Genomic DNA, 18,002 nt, shown 5'->3' on the forward strand with positions numbered 1-18,002 from the left:
ATAAGGATATGAATGGTAAATTAATTGTATTTGAAGGTCCAGATGGTTCTGGAAAAACTACTGTCTTAGAAAAAATATATGAAAAATTATCTAAAAATGGGTATGAAGTATATAAGTTCAGAGAACCAGGTGGAACGCAAATTTCAGAAAAAATTAGAGAAATAATATTGGATAATGAAAATATTAATATGTCTGATAAGTGTGAAGCTTTGTTGTATGCATCTAGTAGAGCACAACTAGTTGATGAGAAACTAAGACCACTCTTAAAAAAGGGAAGTTTAATCTTATGTGATAGATATGTCTTAAGTTCAATGCTTTATCAAGGTATAGGAAGAAACTTAGGTATAGATGAAATAAAGAAAATTAATGATTTTGCTATAGGAGATGTCAGTGCAGATTTGACAATTTTTCTAAATATAGATTATAAGACTGCTCTTGATAGAAAGAGGAAAAACTTTGTTTCTGATAGGTTAGAGAATGAAGATTACACTTTTCATAAAAAAATATATGATGGATATATTAAACTTTCTAAGATGTATGAAGATGAAATTATATCAGTTGATGCTAATAAAGATGTTAATACTGTTATTAATTCATGTTTGAAAATTATTAATGATTATTTAAAGGAGATAAAATGAAACTTTTAATAGCTATAGTTCAAGATGCAGATGCAAACTTTTTGATGGACTCATTAACAGATAAAAGATATAGAGTAACTAAACTTGCAACTACTGGAGGTTTTTTAAGAGAAGGAAACACAACCTTACTTATAGGTATAGAGGAAGAAAAACTTGAAGAAGTTAAGAAAATTATAGAAGATAATTGTAGAAAAAGAACAACCCAATCTTCAGTTATAAATCCTACAGCTGATTCTCCACTTCTTGCTGCAAGTGCACCAGTAGATGTGAATGTAGGTGGAGCAACAATATTCATTTTAGATGTAGACCAATATATTAGAATCTAATTTATGGAAATATTAGGAAATCAATTAAAAAATAATAAAATTTTTAATGCTTACATCTTTGAAAGCATAAACAAAAAGTACACTTTAGAGAAGGCAATAGAGTTTTCAGAAAAAATTTTTAATAATTATGGTGTTGATATAATAGGTAATGAGAATCCTGATCTTGACATAATTAATAAGGACTTTGATCTTAAAAATATTCCTATAACTATTATTAGAGATATGATCAGAGATATGTATCTAAGACCATATAATGGAAAAATTAAAATCTATATAATAAATGATAGTCAAAATCTCACTTTAGAAAGCTCTAATGCCTTATTAAAGAGTATAGAAGATTCTAAAGATTATGTGGTAACTATATTTACGACAAATAATTCTTATAATTTACTTAAAACCATTAGGTCAAGATGCCAAATTATTAGTTTTGAAAGTAAAAACGAAAATGAATCAGTAGATTATGATGAACTTTGTAATATTTTAACAGGTATTATTAAGGGAAATCTTTCAATATTTTATAAAAACAAGGAATTCTTTAATAAGCTAAAGGATAAAAGAGAAGATTTGTTTGATCAAATATCAGTTTTTTTTAATAATTTATTAAGATATAAGTATTTTAGTAAAGATATGATAGAAGATAAGAATTCCATATTCTACTTTAAAAGAATAGAGGATTTGCCTTTTGACTCTATTGAAAGGATAGTAAAAAAAATAGAAGAGATTAAAAAAGGCTTTAAAAATAATGTTAATTTTGACATTTCTGTTGAAAATTTCATTTTTTTTATATATAGAGAGGGGAAAGAGTTTGAAAGTAGTAGGAATAAGCTTTAAAAAAGCAGGGAAAATATATTACTTTGATCCTTGTGATCTAGACCTTAATTTTAATGATCAAGTTATAGTTAACTCTAACTCATGCCTTGAAATAGGAATGGTAAAAGTGGTAAATAAGGAAATAAATCCAAAAGAATTTGATAAAGAATTAAGTAAAGTAATTAGAAAAGCTAATGAAGAAGATTTAATTAAAGACTACAAAAACAAAAAAGAAGCTAAAGAAGCAGTTCAAATTTGTCAAGAAAAGGCAGATAGACTAGGTCTTAATCTTCATGCCATAGATGGAGAATTTACATTTGATAGGAAAAAACTAATGATTTATTTTTCTTCAAATACTAGGGTTGACTTTAGAAAGCTTGTCAAAGAGCTAGCATCAATTTATAAAAATAGGATTGAGCTTAGGCAAATTGGAGTTAGAGACCATGCAAAACTTATTGCAAGTGTTGGAATATGTGGTCAAAAGTGCTGCTGTTCTAGATTCTTAAATGACTTTCAACCTCTTTCTATAAAAATGGCCAAACAACAAGAAATAACTCTCGATCCTAATAAAATTTCAGGTTTATGTGGAAGACTAATGTGTTGCCTTGCTTACGAAGATGAAAATTATAAAATTGCTAAAAAAAGTATGCCAAAACCAGGTCAAAAAGTAAAAACAGAAGATGGCATTGGTATAGTTTTAGAAAATAACTATGTAAAGAAAAAATGTAAGGTGAGAGTTAAACTAGAAGATGATGATTCTGAAATTATAAGAACATATTGCTCTAAAGAAATAAGTGAAATTAGTTAAAGTTGTTGATACTTACTATCATTTGACATAAATAAAGCTAACTACTATAATATAAATATAATAAATTAGGAGGTAAATTATGGCTTATAGAATAGATGAAAATACATGTATTTCATGTGGTTCTTGTGAAGGAGAATGTCCAGTTCAAGCTATTGAACAAGGAGATGCAGCTTATGTTATAGATGAAGATACTTGTATCGACTGTGGATCATGTTCAGCAGTATGTCCAGTAGAAGCAATCTCACCAGCAGAATAAGATAATACATAATTTAGCCCAGATTCTCTGGGCTTTTCATATGCCTATTTTTAAGATTATTATTGACAATATAATCTATATTTGTTAACATAACTCTTAGTAAAATATGGAGGTATTATGAAAAATTCAAAAAAAATTTACCAAGTCGAAGATAGAGTACCCTTTAAATTATTATTGCCCTTGTCAATCCAACATACCTTTGCAATGTTTGGAGCAAGTGTACTAGTTCCTATTTTATTTAAAATAAATCCAGGAATTGTGCTATTTATGAATGGTATAGGAACTTTATTATTTATATTAATTACAAAGAAAAAGGCACCAGCTTATTTAGGTTCTTCATTTGCATTTTTAGCACCAGGTACAGCTATAATTGCAAAAGATGGGTTTGAATATGCTCAAGGTGCTTTTATTGTTGTCGGACTTCTAGGTTGTTTATTAGCTTATTTTATTTATAAATTTGGTATAGGATGGATAGATTTAGTACTACCGCCTGCCGCAATGGGAGCAGTAGTAGCCCTTATAGGTTTTGAACTTGCTGGAAATACAGTAACAGGTGGTTCAATTGGTGCCAATCTAATGACAAACACAGCTACCACTAGTGACTTTTTTGTATTTGCCATAACATTATTTACTGCCATAATTGGCTCTGTTGCTTTTAAGGGATTCTTTTCAACAATCCCTATTTTAATAGCTATAATAGTAGGTTATATTTCTGCTATATTTTTTGGCATGGTAGATTTCACACCAGTAATAGATGCAAAAATTTTTACTATACCAAACTTCTCTTCACCTAAATTTTCAGCAGAGGCAATTCTATCAATGATTCCAGTAATACTTGTAATAACAAGCGAGCATGTATCTCATCAAGTTGTCACAAGTAATATTATAGGAAGAAATTTACTTGAAGACCCAGGACTTCATAGGTCAATATTTGCTGATAACTTTTCATCTGCGCTTTCTGGTCTTGTAGGAGGGGTACCAACCACAACCTATGGTGAAAATATTGGAGTAATGGCTATAACTGGAGTATATTCTGTTCAAGTTATAGGCGCTGCTTCAATTATATCAATCATTATGGCATTTTTTGGACCACTAGCTGCCTTAATTCAAACCATACCGGGCAATGTAATTGGTGGAGTTACATTTCTACTTTATGGAATGATTGGAACAAGCGGAATAAGACTTCTAGTTGATCAAAAGGTTGACTATTCTAAATCTGTTAACCTAATTCTAACTTCTGTAATTTTTATAGCGGGATTATCTGGATTAAAAATTAAATTAGCATCAATTGAACTTTCTGGAATGGTATTAGCATCAGTTGTAGCAGTACTTCTTTCCTTATTTATGACAATATTAAGAAAATTGAACTTAATAAATGAATAAGATGAAATTGAGACTTTCTTTAAGTCTCTTTTTTTGTAAGAAGAAAAATGATTCTTAAATCTTTAAATAGTATTAGTTATTATTAGTGATTCGTCAAAATATAGATTACCATAAATTCTGAAATTACTTCAGTCTAAAATGAAAATTATTATATACTATCGATGAACTAGGTTTTATTACTGACAATCCATCATCTGCTGAGGCTATTAAGGCAAGTCATGAGACTTTAAGGATTACTGCTAGAAAGGCTCAAAGATGTTTTGGAGCTGGGTTTTTAAATGTTGGCTATGTGGCAAGGTGTCTTGAAGATAAGCATCCATATTTAAGGAATCAGTTTTATTCTATTAAGCCTAAGTGGCAACCTGTGTTCGAGCCTGATGTGGCTACTCTTTCTGGGATTGGAGATGCATCTATTAAGATTAATCAGGCTATACCTGGATTTTTTGGCAAGGATAATCTCTCTGACCTTACTGGTTTTAATGCAAGTGAGAATCCTCCCGAAATAGATAAGGGCGGTTTAAATGGATAAGGATATAGTTCCTGAATTAGCTAAGGCTATAGATGAATCTTTTAAGCTTAAGACTAAGGAATCTAGGGTATTAAAAGATAAGCTTTTGAGGTTAAAAAAGAAGATGGCCAATCATGAGGATTCATCTCAATTTGCTAAGGAGCTTGGAGATATTTTAGCTGATGCTTTTAAAGACAATTTGAAAGATGGAGTTCTTCCTGATGGAAAGATGTATTATAATATAGCTGATAGACTTATTAATCCTAGGCTAAAGGAAAACTATAATATTATTAATGATTATGGAAAGGAAGTTCAAACTAGTCTAAATAAGGATGCAGGCATTAGCATAAAGGCTATAGACAGTGGGTATAACGAAGATAAGGTTCGTGGTATTGTAAATTATGTATCTAATAGTGATAAATATGAGGATGCAGCTGATACCTTTTATTCTTCTATAGAAAACTTCTCTATGTCTGTTATAGATAATCTTATTAGGTCTAATGCAGATTTTCACTATAAGGCAGGTCTTTCCCCTAAGATTATAAGAAAGAGTAATGGACATTGTTGTGATTGGTGTTCAAATCTTGTTGGTGTATATGATTATAAAGATGTCAAAGATAATGGTAATGCAGTCTTTAGACGTCATAGACATTGTGATTGTACTGTTATATATGACCCTAGAGATGGGGGTAAGAAGAGGAATGTTCATACTCATAAAGATTGGACTGATCCCGATAAAAATGATAAGATAAAGGAAAGAATAAAACTTAGCGAGAAAGAACAGAGCAATAAAGGTCTAAATAGAGAAACTAGAATAGACAAAAAAAAGATTTTTTCTAACGATTATGATAGAAAATTTAATAGTCTAGGAGAAAATAAAAGAGTTACTAAAGAATTAAGAAGTAAGTCAAAGGAAATTCTAAGACATAGAGATGGAACCAAGTTTGAAGACTTAGTATTTGTAGATAGTAAGACTGGGAGATCATTAGTTTCTAATAAATTTAATGTAGAAAATACAGCTTTTCAAACAAAAGAAATGAAAAAAATGATAAAATCTTTGGAAGAAGGTAGAGTAATTGCAATTCATAATCATCCAGGAAGTTTATTTCCTAGTGTGGATGATTTAAACGTATGTTACAATAGAAAGTATAAATATGGTTTAGTAATTGCACATAATGGAGAAGTTTTTAAGTATAGCGTTAATAATAATTTTGATATGATACTTTATAATATTGTTTTCAATAAAATAGGCATTAATGGTTATTCTGAAGAGTATAAAAACGAGTTAACAAAATTAGGTATAAGCATAGAGGTTTTGAAATGATAACAATTGAAGAAATTAATAAAAAACTAGGATTTAACTTTGATGAATATGAAATTAAAGAACTAAAAAATACTGAGTATGATCCAGATCCTAAAGAAGATCCATTTTCAAAGTTAACTCTCGAAGAATTAAATTTCATTTACGAAAGAAGAAAAAATAGAATAAAGTCTAAGCACAACTAATAGCTTACAGGTATAAGATATTAGAGGTGCTTTTTTAATGTTAATTTAAAGAAAGGAAAACAAAATGAAACATGAAGATTTTATAGAAATAGCAAAAAGAGAAGTGGTAAGTGTTGAATCTGTTTATCTTGATATTCCATTAGATGTTAGGGAAAAGTTGGATGTTAAAGATGTATTTGTTGTTTGGTCTTGTAAGACTTTACAAAATTCAAAGGCTCTATTGTCTATGCCACATAAGGGGGCCTTATATTATGAATTTACTTTGAATGGAGATAAAGAAGAAATATATATGAATGCATATAGGAAATTAGTTAATAAGAAATTAGATAAAAACTATATAAAATCAAATCATAAAGATATTTATGAGAGAACTTAAGGTTCTTTTTTTATTGGAGGTATTATGGAAACGAAGAGTAAAGGGGTTAATTTTTATGAGCTACTAACTTTGCTTTTTATAGGGTTAAAACTTACAGGCTTTATTGATTGGTCCTGGTTTTTGGTTTGGTTGCCTTACATTGTGGATCTTGTAGGTAGTGTTTTGGCTCTATATATAGATATTAATTTTTAAATTCGATTGACCTTAGTATGTCGTTAAACTGCTTTTTTTATTTGCAATTTTTTAAGGGGGTTTGTTATATGAATAGATTAGGTAAGCAGACTCCTACCCATAAAATAAGTCATAGTTATAGTAAGTCGAATTATAAAGAGGCTATTAAGCTTTATGAAGGATCTAAGAGAAAGACGATGGAGTGGCAGAGGTTACTTTTAAAGGATATCTTGGCCATTAATAAGGATGGGCTTTGGACTCATACTAAGTGTGGATATTCTTTGCCAAGAAGAAATGGTAAGAGTGAAATCTTAGTGATGAGGGAGATATATTCCCTTCTTAATGGTGAAGTTGTAAACCATACTGCCCATAGGACCAATACTTCTCATGCATCATGGGAGAAACTTTGTAGAGTGCTTGATGATGCTGGGATTGAGTATGAATCTCTTAGGGCTACTGGTCGTGAGAGAGTGGAGATTCCAGAAACTGGGGGAAGGGTTGAGTTTAGGACTAGGACTACTACTGGTGGTCTTGGAGAAGGCTTTGACCTTTTAATTATAGATGAGGCTCAAGAGTATACTGATGATCAAGAGTCGGCTTTAAAGTATACAGTTACCTCTTCTAAGAATCCTCAGACTATAATGTGTGGGACTCCTCCAACTCCTGTATCATCAGGTATGGTTTTTGTTAATTTTAGAAAACAATGTCTTTCTTCTCATCCTAATAATGCTTATTGGGCTGAGTGGTCAGTTCCTGAAATGAGTGATATACATGATATGGAGTATCTTGATTATGCTACTAATAAGATAATAATATAAGAAATTATTATTCTTTCTCAAGGTTTATTTCCAAAAAAGGATACAGGGAATTCATATATTTAAAGATAAGAATACCAATAAGTTAAATTTAATAAAAAATAGTCAAAGCCAAAATTTCGTGTAAAATTTACTAGTCCTTTATGAGTATATTATATTATCATTTAAGCACAGATAGGGCTTTAGCTTTTATATATTTGAAGAAATTTTACCATGAATACTTGCTTTCACTATAACTTAGGTCTAATCCTATGATTTTTCTATTTTCTTTTTCGTTTATTCTTATTGTAATATTGCAAGTTTTTGACACCACTCTATGATTTTGTCTTAACTTTATGTAAACCACGTCTAAAAGTAATTATGGATATTTTATTATACTTAAGTTACTATTCTCTATAGTTTAACTTCTTTATCAAGATTCTTGCTTAGTGTTGATATAAAAGATTTAGAATATGTTTTTGTGTACATATTCTCTATTACTTTAGATACTTTCTTAGTAGATACGTGCCCTATAGTTATGCAAAGAGTTCGACTAATGAAGATCTAGTTGGAAAGTAAAAATAGAAAAGTTTCAATAAAAAGAATTACATAGGCTATAGTCATGGAGCTCAAAGGATAATGAAAGGTATGTTTTGTGTAGTAATGGAACCAGCTTGTAGTTGATAAAAATTTTTTGTGTTAAATAGTCTGTGTTTCAGCTTATTCATGGTTGATGCAAACTGATATTTTTTGTTTAATTAAAAAGCAATCATCAATAGGTTTTTTAATTTATTCTTTTGAAAATTAGTGTTATTTGCATTTTTAGATGATAGTAAGTTAAAATATAGAAAACTTAAGAAGAGGTGATTTTTTGGAAAACTATTTAACTGTTAGAGAATTGGTTGATAAAAATTATATAAATAAGAGTACTTTAATAGCTGGACGAGATGGTTTAGAAAATAAAGCAAAGAATATTTTAATATTGGAAACTCCCGATGGAATGGATTGGCTAAAAGGAAATGAGTTAGTTCTTACTGCAGGATATGCATTTACTAGTAACGAGCAATATAAAGAAAATTTAATAAAAACTGCGCACGAAAAAAATGTTGCGGCAATAGGTATAAAAGTTGGGAGATATTTCGGCTCTATATCTGACGAATTAATAAATGAGGCAAATAAATATTGTATTCCTGTTTTTTTGTTAGAGCGAGAAACTGTTTACTCAGATCTTGTTAATAGATTTTATGATTTATTATTTAATAAAGTAAATGATAATATTCTAAATATATTAAAATCTTACTATAAATTATTAAGCAAGCAGACTGATGGAGTCTGCATGGAAGAAATAATAAGTGAAGTACGAAAATTAACAGGTCTAGATGTATGCTATGAGAAGTTTAGTGAGCTACTTGGTAATTCAATGATAAAAAGTAATTACTATATTCCTCTTAAACATAGGGGATATATATTTGCTTATCTAATAGTTAAGGGGAAAAACAAAGAAGATCTGACGGATTTTCAAGAAAGCTGTATTAATTATGCGATTTCACTATTGAAAAATATAGTGATTTCTGAACAAAATATTCTTTTAGCACAAAGTGCTAATAATAGAATCATTACGGAAATACTTTTGAGTGGACAAAAACTAGATGAACGTTTCAGAGATAGCATTTTGTCATATATGGGTTGGTATGAAGAAAGTTATTACGCTATATATTTCAAATGGTTAAATTCTAGAGAATCTAATTCTAGAATACGCCAAATAATGGAATTTTCTCTAAATGAAAAATTTCTATTTACGGAAGATGGAAATAATATGGTAACATTTGTATTTTCCAAAAATGATCCTATTTCAGATTTGATAAAAAGAATTGCAGCCACTTACAAAGATTTAAAAATTGGAGTATCAACTCTAAAAAATAGATTAGAGAATATTAATCAAGCATACAAAGAGGCTTGTAATATTTGCAATATTTCAAAAGAGCAAGTTGATACCTTAGATAACTCTGTAAACTTTAAAATATTACTAGAAATTCTAGAAAACGAAGAAATGAAGCTTTATCTTTTTGATATCTTAGAAAAACTTAAAAACTATGATGATGAGCACAACGCTGAATTGTTAAATACACTTTCGACATACATAAGAAATAATTTGAGCAAAAAAGAAAGTTCTGAAAAACTTCATATACATGTAGAAACTTTAAGATATAGACTGTTGAGAATAAGTAAGATAACAGGATTAGATACTTCAAGACTTGACGATTTGTTCATTCTTAAATTGATATCCCATTTGAGTATTTATGACTTTTCATAAAATATAACTTTAATATTCTTGTTTTTATATATATTAAAATTAAACAAAATGATTTATTATTATGTTTAAGGAGGGTAGTATGAAAAAACAAAGAATTAGTGCATTTGAACCTAAGGTGTTCATTTTAGGAATTATTCTATCTGTATTTTCTGCAATAATATGCATGCAGATAATTGCGAAAGTTGGTTTCACGCCAAATACTTCAATTATTGGGGCAATAGTAGCGATGGTATTAGCAAAAATACCTTTACAATACTTAAGCGGATTTAAATCCCTTGAGAGACAAAATTTGATACAAACGACAGTATCGGCTGCTGGTTTCTCTTCAGCTAATTGTACCTTTCTAGCATGTGCGATATTTTTTGTATTAGGAAAAGAAGAAATGATATTTCCAATGGCAATAGGAAGTGCTATAGGAGTAGTAGTTTCAATAGTAATAGTTGGAAAATTGTATGATACGCCTGTTTTTCCAGCTAGCGCAGCATGGCCTCCAGGAGTTGCTACTGCCGACGCTATAATTGCTGGCGACCAAGGTGGAGATAAAGGAAAAAGATTACTTGAAGGGTTAATTGTAGGGGCTGTTGCTAGTCATTTTGGTTTACCTGCAGCAGGTATAGGAATTGTATTTATTTCAAATATATTTTCCATGGTAGCATTAGGAGTTGGATTGTTAATAAGAGGATATTCTGAACAACTTTTCGGATTTAATTTAGGAAATACTTATATTCCACATGGAGTGATGATTGGTGCAGGATTAATGGCGCTTATTCAATCTATTTTAATTATAAGCAAATCTGATAAAAAGACTAAAACAGAAAATAATGAAAATATTAAAACAACAGTCAGTGCGTCTCAAACAAAGAAAGTAATTTTAGTGGCAATAATTGTATATTTAATATCTTCATTAGCACTTGCGGCGGTTTCTGGAATAATTACTAATATGGGAGTTTCTCAGTTGATATTATGGGTATTGTGGACAACATTTTCTGCTGTTGTTGCTATGATTCTGGTAGGGATGGCTGCTATGCACTCGGGATGGTTTCCGGCGTTTGCAATTACAACTATATTTATGACCATAGGTATGTTCATGGGATTTGAAGTAGTTCCTTTGGCATTATTGACAGGATTTGTTTCATCAGTAGGTCCATGTTTTGCAGATATGGGATATGATTTAAAAACTGGATGGATATTAAGAGGAAAAAGCGAAGATATAGAATATGAATTATATGGAAGAAAGCAACAAGTTATAATAGAAGCAGTTGGTGGATTAATCGGTGTGGTGGTTGTAGCTTTAACCATGTCGGTATATTTCAATCAAGATTTAATGCCACCTGTAAGTAGAGTTTTTGCAACTACTGTTCAGGCTCAAGCTGATACTGAATTGATCAAAACGTTGTTGATTTGGGCAATACCAGGCTTTATTATACAAGCTATTTCTGGAAGCTCAAGAATGGTTGGAGTATTGTTTGCAACGGGTCTTTTAATAAATAATCCAGTGTATGGAATAGGAGTAATTTTAGCTGTTATTGTCAGATTGGCAATAGGAACTGAATTTATGGAAACTAGGGATGCAGGATTAATCGCAGGAGACGGTATTTATGGATTCATTGCAGGATTAATTAATTCGATATTTTAGGAATTTATTATGTATAAAATAGGATTGGTAAGAGTTTTATCAAACTTTGACAAAAATTTTATGAACTCACACGGAAGAATTATAGAAAAAAATTTCCCTAATATTGAAGTTGAATCTATGGCTATCAAAGATCAGTCAGAAGGTATACATGACGAAGAAACCGAAATAATTGCTATACCAAAAATAATTGAACTTGTAAAAGAAAATTACACTGACAAAGATGCAGTGATTATTAGTTGTGCTGGAGATCCTGCTTTACAAGAGTTAAGAAAAGAGGTTAAAGTTCCGGTAATTGGTGCGGGAGAAAGTGCTTCATTGGTTAGTAAAATTTATGGAAAAAAAGTTGGCGTTGTTGGAATTACAAAAAAAGTTCCAAAGTCTTATAAAATGATTATTGGTGATGACATTGTGGGTAAGCCATATATCGAAGGAATTGAAAACACACTAGATTTAATGAAAGACTTTGGTAGAGAAAGAGCATTGAAACATTGTCATAATCTAAAGTCTTTAGGTGCAGAAGTTTTGGTTTTTGCCTGCACAGGACTTTCAACAATAAAGATTGCTCCGTATATAGAAAAAGAAATTGGGTTAAAGGTTGTCGATTGTGTTTACGCTGAAGGGTTAATGGCTTATGGTGCTTGTATTAGGAGGAATTTTTATGAAAAAATTAAATGAAATTGATGTTGAAAAAGCAATCATAGGTGGTAGTGTCTTAGGAGGCGGTGGAGGAGGATCAAAAATTCAAGGTAAAAAAATCGGACTTTTGGCTCTTGAAAAGGGTGAAGTAAGGTTATCTGACATAAATGAATTTGATGATGAAGATATAATTGTTTGTACATCACTTGTAGGAGCTCCATCTTCAAAAGAGCAATATGTAAGTCAAGATGATTATCTATACACAATCAGCAAAATGAGTGAAGAATTAGGAAAAGATATAAAAGGTGTAATAACAATAGAAAATGGTGGTGGTGCTACAGTGAACGGATGGATGCAAAGCGTTATTTCAAACGTTCCTGTTGTAGATGCACCAGCTAATGGAAGAGCTCATCCTACTGGAATAATGGGTAGCCTTAATCTCCATAAAGTTGAAGGTTATGAAAGTATTCAGGTTTATGCTGGTGGAAATCCAGAGAAGAAAATGAATATTAGAGGAGTTGTTAGAGGGGATATTAATAACTGTGCAAAACTTGTAAGAGAGGCTGCGGTTCATGCGGGTGGCTTAGTTGTTGTTGCTAGAAATTCAGTAAAAGCAAGTTATTTGAAGAAAAACGGAGCTATTGGTGCCATATCTAAAGCATTAAGTCTAGGAGAAAAGATGCTTGAAGTAAAAGAAACGAATGGAAACCCTATTGAAACAGCAGTTGAATTTTTAGGAGGTGAGATAATTACTGAAGGAAAAATCGAAAACTTTAAATTGGATATGAAAGAAGGATTTGATATTGGTTCCTTTAATGTTGGTGATTATCAACTAACGTTTTGGAATGAATATATGACTATTGATAAAAAAGAAAAAAGACTTTACAGTTTCCCAGATTTAATAATGACTTTCAATAAAAAGAATTATGATACAGTAACAACTGCTGAGGTCGAAGAAAATATGAAAGTGGTTATTATAGGCGTAAAAGCAGATAAGTTAATTTTGGGTTCGCCAATGCATGAAAGAACACTGCTCGATGAAGTATCAAAAATAATTGGGAAGGAGATATGAACAAGATATGCTAATTAAACAAATAATCGATGTGTATAATTTAGTAGATTCATCAGATATAACAGGAGAAAAGGTTGCGGAATATTTAAAATCAATAAGAGATACTGAAATAGAAGTACATACGATTTCAGGAGAAGAAGGCTCAACCGATTTTATTAGGATAAAAATTAAAGGTAAAAATGGAAAGTCAGAAGGGGGAAACGCGCCAACTTTAGGCGTTTTAGGAAGACTTGGAGGTATCGGAGCTAGACCAGAAAGATTGGGAATAGTTTCTGATGGAGATGGTGCACTTGTTGCTTTATCAGTTGCTGCAAAATTACTTGATATGCAAAACAAGGGTGACTTTTTAAATGGAGATATTATAGTTTCAACCCATATTTGCCCTGACGCACCTACTCAACCACATGAACCAGTTCCTTTTATGGGTTCTCCAGTCGATATGCAAGTGGTAAATGAAGAAGAAGTAAGAGGAGATTTTGATGCTGTTTTATCCATTGATACTACAAAAGGAAATAGGATAATTAACTATAATGGGTTCGCAATTTCTCCAACAGTTAAAGAAGGATATATCTTAAAAGTTAGTGATGATTTGCTAGATTTAATGGAGATAACCACAGGACAACTTCCAAAAGTATTTGCATTGTCTGAACAAGACATTACACCTTATGGAAATGACTTATATCATTTGAACAGCATTTTACAACCTGCTACAGCTACTGAAGCACCTGTTGTTGGTGTCGCAATTACAACAGAAACAGTGGTTCCAGGATGTGCCACAGGCGCATCACATCCGAGTGTGTTGGAAACTTGCGGAAGATTTGTAGTCGAAGTTGCAAAAGCCTATGGTAAAGGAAAAATAAATTTTTACGACAAAATAGAATATGAAAAAATTTTACAAAAATATGGTTCAATGAAAAAGTTTCAAACACTAGGTGATTAAATGAAGACGTTGTTATGTATAACGATAGGTCAAGCGCCAAGGAATGACATTATATCTTCAATGGGCAAATACCTGAAAGAATTTAATATTATTCAGCGAGGCGCATTAGACGGTTTGTCAAAAGACTATATTGAGAAAAACTTTTCTCCCAAAGATAGTGATTATGTTTTAGAGTCAAAACTTAAATCTGATGAATATGTTCAGTTTGCAGAAAAATATATTTTGGAAAAAATACAAGATATAATTTACAAAGAAGAAAAAAATGCCGATTTAATTCTAATGCTTTGCACAGGAGTTTTTGAACATAAATTTATTACAGAGAAAAATATTATTTTTCCACAAAGATTAATTTTTCCAGTAGTTAAAGAATTGGTTGGAAATGGTTCGCTATTGATTTTAGTTCCGGATGAATTACAAATTCCACAATCAAAGGAGAAGTGGGGAGCGATAATTGAAAAATTATATTGCATAAACGTATCTCCATATGCAAAAAATCAAAAAGAATTTTCAAACGCAGTAGAATATATTGAAAAAATAAATCCAGATGTTGTTTTTATGGATTGTATGGGTTATTCAAAGGAAATGAGAGAGTTTTTTGTTGAGAAAACAGGAAAAAGTGTTGTATTGGGTAATAACTTGATTGGCAAAATAATAAGTGAAATGGGGTGATTTTTTGAACAGTTACAAAAAGGTTTTAATTGATGCAATGGGTATAAAAGAACAAGAAAAAGTTTTAATATTCACTGATGACAACAAAATTAATATAGCAAATAAATTGTATGAAGAAGCAAAAAACATAGCGAAAGAATCTTATCTATTTGTTATGAAACCAAGAAGAGTAAGTGGGGAACAATTACCTTTAGAAGTTGAAGAACTAATGAAATCGGTAGATGTCGTTATTGCAGCTACTACAGTTTCAATGACGCATACAAATGCAAAAGTAAATGCATTAAAATCAGGTACAAGAGTTGCAAGCATGCCTGGAATTACTGAAGATATGTTCGAAAACGGTGCAATAAATGCCAATTATGATGAAGTTATCAAGTTAACTGAGGTAATTACAGAAAAACTTACAAAGGCAAAATATGCAAGAATAGAAAAAGATGGCTATACTTTAAATTTAAACCTAGACGGAAGGTCTGGTGTTTCTTCCCCTGGCGTATATAAAAATAAAGGCGAAGGCGGAAATTTGCCTTCTGGAGAAGCGTATATAGCGCCTATTGAGACTGGTGTAAATGGAAAAATGTTAATTGATGGTTCAATGGTTGGAATAGGCCTTTTGAAAAAACCATTGCTTGTTGAAATAGAAAATGGCAAGATAGTCAAATTAGAGGGTGATGATGACAATAAGCTTTCAATTCTCTTTGTAAGTGAAGAAAATCACACTATAGCAGAACTTGGAATTGGAACAAATTCTGCCGCAAGACTTACTGGAGTGATTCTTGAAGACGAAAAAATATATGGAACTGTTCATATAGCTTTTGGTACAAATACATCATTTGGCGGGAAAAACCAAGCAAGTTGCCACCTTGATGGGATAATTCTTAATCCGACGCTGTATCTAGATGATGAAAAACTTTTAGAAAACGGGAGATTTTTATAATTATTTTTTCTAAGTTTAAAAAAGTGGTTCAATATCTGAACTCAATTCTGTAAATATTGAATCTAATAATCTATTTTGAGCGGAATGTAGTCTGTAATTTACAGAAGATTTCGCTTGATTTTTTAGTGAAAAAAAGGCATATTTAATTATTTACCTTACAATTAATTAACCACAACTTAAAAAGGAGACTAAATATGTCTATTGATTATTTTATTACAAATTTACTAAATATTAAAGTGGATAATATATCTTTTTTGGGTGATATTCATCATGAATTTATTAAGGGTGTTAAGAGACATTTAATGTATTTTAATGATAAGATTTATCTTAAGATGCATGTGTCTATTAATATTTATTTTGAGTATTTAGATTTTATTGAGAATTCTTTTATTTATAAATATCCTAATGATTCTATTGAAGGGATTAACAATTTTATTAAGCTATTAAGCATATTTATTTTAGATCATTTGTTAATTTTAGGACTAGAGTTTTTGTAAGTAGGAATCTAGTTTTAAGAAATTAAAAACCAAGAAGTAGTATGTTCTACTTTCTTACTTCCTTGGAAATAATTGTGTTTATTTTATCTACCAACACTATTTAACAAAGAATAAAAAAAGAAGAAAGCAGATCACTTTCTTCTTGATTCTCTATATTGTACCATTAGTTATTTTTTTATTGTGTTACCAACCAGTTACCAACGTGTTACCAAACCAGTCGGATTTCTCCAAATTTCTTAGCATTTTTATCAATACAAACGTTGAAATTCCGTAAAAATGGGCATAAAATGGAGCCACTTCCCAGAATCGAACTGAGGACCTCATCCTTACCATGGATGCGCTCTACCTACTGAGCTAAAGTGGCACTTAATTAAGTATACTACCTGTTTTAAAAAATTGCAAATTTTTTATTTATTCAATAAAAAACGGTATAATGTTCTTAATTCTAGTAAAATTATTAAATTTATGGTATAGTAAAATTATAATATTTAGGAGGATGAAATGAGTAAAGAAACATTTGAAAGAAGTAAACCACATATTAATATTGGTACAATAGGACACGTTGACCATGGTAAAACAACAACAACAGCAGCAATTACATTAGTATTAAATAAAAAATACGGAACAGGTGAATCAATTGATTATGATAAAATCGATAAAGCTCCAGAAGAGAGAGAAAGAGGAATCACAATCAACACATCTGTAGTAGAATATGAAACACCAAACAGACACTATGCACATATTGACGCACCAGGTCACGCTGACTACGTTAAAAACATGATAACAGGAGCAGCCCAAATGGACGGAGCAATCATAGTAGTATCAGCAGCAGACGGTCCAATGCCACAAACAAGAGAACACATTCTACTAGCAAGACAAGTAGGAGTACCAAAAATCGCAGTATTCTTAAACAAAGAAGACCAAGTAGATGATCCAGAATTAATCGAACTAGTAGAAATGGAAGTAAGAGATTTACTAAACGAATACGACTTCGATGGAGATGGAGCACCAGTAGTAGTAGGATCAGCATTAAAAGCAATCCAAGAAGGTGGAGAAGGACCATGGTCAGATAAAATCCTAAACCTAATGGAACAAGTAGATGAATACTTTGACATACCAGAAAGAGACAATGACCAACCATTTCTAATGCCAGTAGAAGACGTAATGACAATCTCAGGACGTGGAACAGTAGCAACAGGAAGAGTAGAAAGAGGAACTCTAAAACTAGGCTCAACAGTAGAAATCGTAGGATTAACTGACAAAACAAGAGAAGTAGTAGTAACAGGAATAGAAATGTTCCACAAATCACTAGAAGTAACAGAATCAGGAGATAACTGTGCGTTACTACTAAGAGGAGTTCAAAGAAACGAAATCCAAAGAGGCCAAGTAATAGCAGCACCAGGTTCAGTACACCCACACACAGAATTTGAAGGCCAAGTATACGTACTAACCAAAGAAGAAGGTGGACGTCATACACCATTCTTCTCAGGCTATAGACCACAATTCTTCTTTAGAACAACAGACGTAACAGGAGACATCCAACTAGAAGAAGGAACAGAAATGGTAATGCCAGGAGACAATGCAACATTCAAAATCACATTACAAAAACCAATAGCTCTTGAAGAAGGACTAAGATTCGCAGTAAGAGAAGGTGGAAGAACAGTTGCTTCAGGAGTTGTAACAAAAGTTATCCAATAAAAAATATAGAGTGGGTCTTTTTGACTTGCT

At 31.1% G+C, this 18,002-nt stretch carries 21 protein-coding genes, 1 tRNA gene and 1 pseudogene; 21 read left to right on the forward strand and 2 right to left on the reverse strand.

What is annotated here, in order from left to right; translation table 11 throughout:
* The first annotated feature begins 8 nt into the window (after positions 1-8).
* The 12 genes from tmk to HV819_RS00270 all read left to right on the forward strand — a co-directional run bounded on the left by tmk (position 9) and on the right by HV819_RS00270 (position 7,600).
* The gene (gene tmk / locus HV819_RS00215) at positions 9-638 is read left to right on the forward strand and encodes a dTMP kinase (RefSeq protein ID WP_154538913.1); all 630 of its coding nucleotides are present in this window, start codon (positions 9-11) and stop codon (positions 636-638) included.
* Complete coding sequence (locus HV819_RS00220) at positions 635-964, forward strand: cyclic-di-AMP receptor (protein WP_154538912.1); 330 nt, start codon at positions 635-637, stop codon at positions 962-964. Before tmk ends, HV819_RS00220 begins: the two co-directional genes overlap by 4 nt.
* A 3-nt stretch (positions 965-967) precedes the next feature.
* Complete coding sequence (locus tag HV819_RS00225; protein WP_154538911.1) at positions 968-1,795, forward strand: DNA polymerase III subunit delta'; 828 nt, start codon at positions 968-970, stop codon at positions 1,793-1,795.
* Positions 1,770-2,582, forward strand: a complete 813-nt coding sequence (locus tag HV819_RS00230; RefSeq protein WP_154538910.1) for a PSP1 domain-containing protein — start codon at positions 1,770-1,772, stop codon at positions 2,580-2,582. The genes HV819_RS00225 and HV819_RS00230 overlap by 26 nt, the downstream gene beginning before the upstream one ends.
* Positions 2,583-2,661: 79 nt before the next feature.
* A complete protein-coding gene (locus HV819_RS00235) occupies positions 2,662-2,838 on the forward strand; it encodes an indolepyruvate ferredoxin oxidoreductase subunit alpha (protein WP_154538909.1) in 177 nt (58 codons plus the stop codon).
* 117 nt (positions 2,839-2,955) lie between these two features.
* Positions 2,956-4,221: a uracil permease gene (uraA, locus tag HV819_RS00240; RefSeq protein ID WP_176269265.1), complete on the forward strand. Its 1,266-nt coding sequence runs from the start codon at positions 2,956-2,958 to the stop codon at positions 4,219-4,221.
* 289 nt (positions 4,222-4,510) lie between these two features.
* On the forward strand, positions 4,511-4,750 hold the full coding sequence (locus tag HV819_RS11490) for a hypothetical protein (protein WP_235942745.1): 240 nt from the start codon (positions 4,511-4,513) through the stop codon (positions 4,748-4,750).
* The gene (locus HV819_RS00250; RefSeq protein ID WP_176269266.1) at positions 4,743-6,053 is read left to right on the forward strand and encodes a hypothetical protein; all 1,311 of its coding nucleotides are present in this window, start codon (positions 4,743-4,745) and stop codon (positions 6,051-6,053) included. The genes HV819_RS11490 and HV819_RS00250 overlap by 8 nt, the downstream gene beginning before the upstream one ends.
* On the forward strand, positions 6,050-6,235 hold the full coding sequence (locus HV819_RS00255; protein ID WP_176269267.1) for a hypothetical protein: 186 nt from the start codon (positions 6,050-6,052) through the stop codon (positions 6,233-6,235). The genes HV819_RS00250 and HV819_RS00255 overlap by 4 nt, the downstream gene beginning before the upstream one ends.
* 64 nt (positions 6,236-6,299) lie before the next feature.
* On the forward strand, positions 6,300-6,611 hold the full coding sequence (locus HV819_RS00260) for a DUF6275 family protein (protein WP_176269268.1): 312 nt from the start codon (positions 6,300-6,302) through the stop codon (positions 6,609-6,611).
* 24 nt (positions 6,612-6,635) lie between these two features.
* Positions 6,636-6,803, forward strand: a complete 168-nt coding sequence (locus tag HV819_RS00265) for a hypothetical protein (RefSeq protein ID WP_176269269.1) — start codon at positions 6,636-6,638, stop codon at positions 6,801-6,803.
* Between the two features lie 68 nt (positions 6,804-6,871).
* Positions 6,872-7,600: a hypothetical protein gene (locus HV819_RS00270; protein WP_235942746.1), complete on the forward strand. Its 729-nt coding sequence runs from the start codon at positions 6,872-6,874 to the stop codon at positions 7,598-7,600.
* Positions 7,601-7,808: 208 nt separating this feature from the next.
* Here HV819_RS00270 and HV819_RS11925 read toward each other — a convergent pair.
* Positions 7,809-8,101 (reverse strand): annotated as a pseudogene (locus tag HV819_RS11925) (transposase); the annotation flags it as partial.
* 346 nt (positions 8,102-8,447) lie between these two features.
* On the opposite strand from HV819_RS11925, the gene HV819_RS00285 reads away from it, so the two are divergent.
* The 8 genes from HV819_RS00285 (at position 8,448) to HV819_RS00320 (ending at position 16,274) form a co-directional block, all read left to right on the forward strand.
* Positions 8,448-9,890 carry a PucR family transcriptional regulator gene (locus HV819_RS00285; protein ID WP_154538904.1) on the forward strand — a complete coding sequence of 481 codons (1,443 nt, stop codon included), beginning with the start codon at positions 8,448-8,450 and terminating at the stop codon, positions 9,888-9,890.
* Positions 9,891-9,969: 79 nt separating this feature from the next.
* On the forward strand, positions 9,970-11,526 hold the full coding sequence (locus HV819_RS00290; RefSeq protein ID WP_268234508.1) for an OPT/YSL family transporter: 1,557 nt from the start codon (positions 9,970-9,972) through the stop codon (positions 11,524-11,526).
* Between the two features lie 9 nt (positions 11,527-11,535).
* The gene (locus HV819_RS00295) at positions 11,536-12,201 is read left to right on the forward strand and encodes an aspartate/glutamate racemase family protein (RefSeq protein WP_154538902.1); all 666 of its coding nucleotides are present in this window, start codon (positions 11,536-11,538) and stop codon (positions 12,199-12,201) included.
* Positions 12,185-13,234 (forward strand): S-methyl thiohydantoin desulfurase domain-containing protein, encoded by a 1,050-nt coding sequence (locus HV819_RS00300; RefSeq protein ID WP_176269271.1) that lies wholly within the window; start codon positions 12,185-12,187, stop codon positions 13,232-13,234. The genes HV819_RS00295 and HV819_RS00300 overlap by 17 nt, the downstream gene beginning before the upstream one ends.
* A 7-nt stretch (positions 13,235-13,241) precedes the next feature.
* Positions 13,242-14,174, forward strand: a complete 933-nt coding sequence (locus HV819_RS00305) for a DUF1177 domain-containing protein (RefSeq protein ID WP_154538900.1) — start codon at positions 13,242-13,244, stop codon at positions 14,172-14,174.
* A complete protein-coding gene (locus HV819_RS00310) occupies positions 14,175-14,843 on the forward strand; it encodes an AroM family protein (protein ID WP_154538899.1) in 669 nt (222 codons plus the stop codon). It begins immediately after the preceding gene.
* Between the two features lie 4 nt (positions 14,844-14,847).
* Positions 14,848-15,777: an aminopeptidase gene (locus HV819_RS00315; RefSeq protein ID WP_216629198.1), complete on the forward strand. Its 930-nt coding sequence runs from the start codon at positions 14,848-14,850 to the stop codon at positions 15,775-15,777.
* Positions 15,778-15,971: 194 nt separating this feature from the next.
* Positions 15,972-16,274, forward strand: a complete 303-nt coding sequence (locus tag HV819_RS00320) for a hypothetical protein (RefSeq protein ID WP_176269272.1) — start codon at positions 15,972-15,974, stop codon at positions 16,272-16,274.
* A gap of 288 nt (positions 16,275-16,562) precedes the next feature.
* On the opposite strand, the gene HV819_RS00325 is transcribed toward HV819_RS00320, so the two are convergent.
* A tRNA-Thr gene (locus HV819_RS00325) sits at positions 16,563-16,638 on the reverse strand.
* A 137-nt stretch (positions 16,639-16,775) separates the two neighbouring features.
* On the opposite strand from HV819_RS00325, the gene tuf reads away from it, so the two are divergent.
* Positions 16,776-17,972 carry an elongation factor Tu gene (gene tuf, locus HV819_RS00330; protein ID WP_154538898.1) on the forward strand — a complete coding sequence of 399 codons (1,197 nt, stop codon included), beginning with the start codon at positions 16,776-16,778 and terminating at the stop codon, positions 17,970-17,972.
* The last annotated feature ends 30 nt before the right edge of the window (positions 17,973-18,002 follow it).

Origin of the sequence: Anaerococcus faecalis, assembly GCF_013371425.1 — a bacterium.
GTDB classification, from domain to species: Bacteria; Bacillota; Clostridia; order Tissierellales; family Peptoniphilaceae; genus Anaerococcus; species Anaerococcus porci.